Here is a 3,689-nt window from a genome sequence, read left to right as displayed (position 1 = left end):
ACCCGGTCTGCCGCCAGGCCACGCCTTGACGGACGCGAGCACGGCGTCATCATGGCAGGCGCAGGCGATCCGTACGGCTCAAAACACCGCCGCCATTTAATGGTTGCTACGGTAGCGGTTGCCTAGACATCTACTTCGTCCACACGCCGTCGTGCAGCGCTTCGGCTTCGTCCTCGAGCAGCGGACCTACGACCTCGGTCGGCCGCTGGCCGCTTGCAAAGACTTCGCGGCACGGCAGGTCGAGCGTCGGGTTCTCCGGATGGTTGCCGGTGACGCCGCGCAGGCGATGCTCGCTGAGGCCGTAAACGACGCGGCCGATGCCGGCCCAGTAAATCGCGCCGGCGCACATCGCGCATGGCTCTGCCGAGGAATAGAGCGTCGCCGTCGCCAGCACATCGCGGCCCAGTGTGCGGCAGGCCTGCGTTGCCGCGAGACGTTCGGCATGTGCGGTGCCGTCGTGATCCGGCATGTAGCCGTTCTCGGCCTCGATCAGCACCTTGTCGTCCGTGACGACGATGCAGCCGAACGGATGATTGCCATGGGTGAGGGAGCGGCGGGCTACCGCAAAGGACAGGCGCAGAAAGTGTTCGTCGCGTTCGGATACGCCGGCCATCAGTCCTCCGCGGTCAGTGTTGCGCCATGCGGCGGCCGACCGCGGCGAGATCGGCGTCGCTGGTCCGTGCTTCATACACGAATTCGGGTGAACATCACCACCGGCCGATCGAAGTTCGGCGCCGCTGGGCAGGTCGAAAATGCCCCGCCGGAGGCCGGCAAGTCATCTGGACGAAATACGAATCAGGCAGGCTCTGGATGGTGGCCGCACCATCGGAGTTACCCCAGCCCACATATGAATAGCGATATCTCGTTGCCCTCAAATCGCGGAAACCGATTCTACCAAGGTGTGGCTGCGACGTTCTTCGCCAACGCCCTCCAGGCGGTCAATTTTCTCGGGGATCGATTCCTGAGAAAATCGCATCATTCGCTGTCGGCCCTCGAGGATCTTTACCGGCACTCGATGGACAGCGCCTTTTCGGTGACCGAGGCCTTCCTCGTCACGGGCGCACCCCACGCATCCGCTTACTACCCGCGCGATTTTGCCTGGTTCTATCCTGATGTCCTCGACCCCGAAACCATCATGGACGCACAGGACGCGGTGCGGCGGGCTCGGCTGCTCGACAAGAGCATCCGTTTGTTGCTGGAGGCGGTTCGCGCCGGCGTCGTCACCACGACCATCGTGCCGGCGGGGCGTGGTCGATATCTCGGTGTGAACTACTTCTCGCGTCCGTCGGACACGCTGCTCGGCATTCTGGCCGGCCTGCAGCAGATGATCTCCGCCGATCAGAGGGCGCCGTCCTATCTGGCGATGTCCCAATGCGCGCATGCGGGCCGCCTGCTGCTGGCCGAGTATGGCGGTGACCTGAAGCGTACGATCCTGCAGCTCGCAGGCGAGCTCGAGCCGCTCGACGATGGCGGCAGCCGGTATTTACTGTGTGACGTACATGCACCCCGCTCCGCCGCAACGGATACCCGTGCCGAGCGCCGGCGCTTCGTGACCAATGCTTGCGTCCATACGACCTTCGTGTGGAGCGTACAGCTCGGTATCGTCGACGAGATCGAATTGAAGCGGCTGCTCGGCTGCGACCTTGCGCAGTACAAGAAGGATCTGCTCCGCCTGTTCGGCAAGAACGGATATATCAGGCATTCCCTGGATGGTCCGACGAGCTCACCGGCGTCATCGGTCGCGCTGGATTTCGTCGGCGTACATCGCGGCTTCTGGGATATGAACGATGCGAGCGAGCGGGCAGCGTTCGCCGCCACGGCGGATCTGATCATTGCGGAGCCACGCTTTCGCGTCCCCAGCACGTTCCACTTCCTGGTGTCCGCGGATAATCCGCGGAACAAGATGATCCACAAGATTGCGGCTCCCGCCTATCAGGGACGTTCCTCCTGGCCCACGTTCAACGTCGAATTCGCGGATCGCATGCTGGACTATGATGAATTCTCCGCGAGCGAGACCTACCGTTCCTGCGCCCAGGGAATCTTGCAGGACATTCGGACCGCAACCGAGCTCCACGGCGGATATCAGGAGCTGATTTCCGAGCATGGTCTGAAATATCGCACCTGGGCTTATAAGGGCGCGGTGGCTCACTCCTGGTTTCCGCGTTTCCTGTCCGTCTGGAGAAGGGCGTATGGATCGCGGCTCCTCTAGTGGAATGACTGACTTGCTCGGTGATGTGCCAGCGGGGGAATGGCGCGCCGATGATCAGCGCGAAGCTGTCACGCCACGAGATCCAGCAGCCGGCACGACCCGCGCACGAGCACCTTGCGGCCGGCCGGCGTCATCGCAGGCACGCCGTCATTGATGACAACGAGGCCGAGTTCGACGAGGCTTGCGACGAGATAGGGCTTCGAGAGGCGTCCGTTCGACGGCGGGTTGCGAAGTGTGCGCAGAGCTTCCCATTGGTCCGGCGCAAGTTCGAAGTCGAAATCGTTGCTCATGTTGCCTCAAGTGATAGTGCGCGTTGGCGCCTCTGTTAGCGACGCTGCATGAAGACCGTGCGACGACAATGAGTCGGGAATTCGGTGAGCTGTTTAGAACTTCTCTTCACAAATTGCCGCAGTTCGTTGCGACACGAGAGCTCGTTCGCTCAATCGCGAACATTGCCCCGCACCGCGATCACTAATTGATGATCCGCAGTTGATGCTGCGCTGCAAGCGGCTGCAGTGCACGGGAAGTATCGCTGTCCCATTCTGCGACGCGAGATGCCTTGAAATCATGAGGCGAGCAATCCGGGATTCTGTTACGTTGATTCGCGGGGAATGACTTCACGAGGCAGGAGTGGAGTGCATGAACAGGCTGGTTGAAATTCGCAGTCAGGAATCCCTGTGCCGGGAGCGTGCGGCGCTCGATTTTGAGCGCCGGATTTTCTGGCTCGCGCAAGCCCAGGAATGGGAGCAGCGTGCGCTCGACGAAATTGCCCATCACTTCCGGGAGTGTAACGTCGGCCAGGCGGGCCTTGCGCGAAACTGACGTTTCGCACCTGCGGATGGCCGCGAGCGAGACCTACTGATAAGTCGCCACGATATCGGACACGGCGCGCTCGAGCTGTTGCGCGGTGGCGCATTGACGTACGACGCTGCAAAAGGTCGCGTAGCGCGGCATCTCGGAATCGCCAAAGCCCCAGGCGAGTCGTCCTTCGGGATTGAGCCAGACCAGCCGCTTCGAGCGTTCGGAGATGCGACGCAGGATGTCGGCACGCGGGTCGAGATTGTTGCTGCGGGCATCGCCGAGCACGATCACCGTGGTTTGCGGTGTCAGCGCGCTCATGAAGTCCTTCTCGAAATCGACCAGCGAGGAGCCGTAGTCGGACGAGCCGAAGCCGACCTTGGACATGATCTCGGCCATCGCCTCTTCCGGCGAGTTCTTCTCCAGGATCTTGCTGACCTCGATCATGTGCGATGAGAACGCGAAGGAGCGGACGTCGTCGACCACCTCGTGCAGCGAGTGGATTAGGAGCAGGAAGAAATCGGAGACCTGCGCGACCGACCCGGAGACGTCGCAGAGCGCTACGATCTTCGGCCGATCGCGATGCTTGCGCTTCCATGCGGTCAGGAAGGGCACGCTGCCCCAGGCCGCATTGCGGCGGAGCGTGCGGCGGACGTCGAGATGGCCGCGGCGCTGGCGCTTG

5 protein-coding genes are annotated in these 3,689 nt (G+C 62.3%); 2 read left to right on the top strand and 3 right to left on the bottom strand.

Annotation, left to right across the window (positions count from 1 at the left end):
* Positions 1–130: 130 nt before the first annotated feature.
* Positions 131–613, bottom strand: coding sequence for a nucleoside deaminase (locus MOV75_RS30780; protein ID WP_246931236.1), 483 nt, complete (start codon positions 611–613; stop codon positions 131–133).
* Between the two features lie 234 nt (positions 614–847).
* On the opposite strand from MOV75_RS30780, the gene MOV75_RS30775 reads away from it, so the two are divergent.
* Positions 848–2,209, top strand: a complete 1,362-nt coding sequence (locus MOV75_RS30775; protein ID WP_247007198.1) for a hypothetical protein — start codon at positions 848–850, stop codon at positions 2,207–2,209.
* Positions 2,210–2,277: 68 nt separating this feature from the next.
* Here the strand turns inward: MOV75_RS30775 and MOV75_RS30770 are convergent, their stop codons facing one another.
* Positions 2,278–2,499, bottom strand: coding sequence for a hypothetical protein (locus tag MOV75_RS30770; protein ID WP_246931237.1), 222 nt, complete (start codon positions 2,497–2,499; stop codon positions 2,278–2,280).
* A 349-nt stretch (positions 2,500–2,848) separates the two neighbouring features.
* On the opposite strand from MOV75_RS30770, the gene MOV75_RS30765 reads away from it, so the two are divergent.
* Positions 2,849–3,031, top strand: a complete 183-nt coding sequence (locus MOV75_RS30765; RefSeq protein WP_246931238.1) for a hypothetical protein — start codon at positions 2,849–2,851, stop codon at positions 3,029–3,031.
* 33 nt (positions 3,032–3,064) lie between these two features.
* Here the strand turns inward: MOV75_RS30765 and MOV75_RS30760 are convergent.
* A partial coding sequence (locus tag MOV75_RS30760; protein WP_247007197.1) for a VWA domain-containing protein occupies positions 3,065–3,689 on the bottom strand: 625 nt, incomplete at its 5' end.

The sequence above is a fragment of the Bradyrhizobium sp. PRIMUS42 genome, assembly GCF_023006515.1.
GTDB lineage: Bacteria > Pseudomonadota > Alphaproteobacteria > Rhizobiales > Xanthobacteraceae > Bradyrhizobium.
This window is presented reverse-complemented; position numbering and strand designations above follow the sequence as displayed.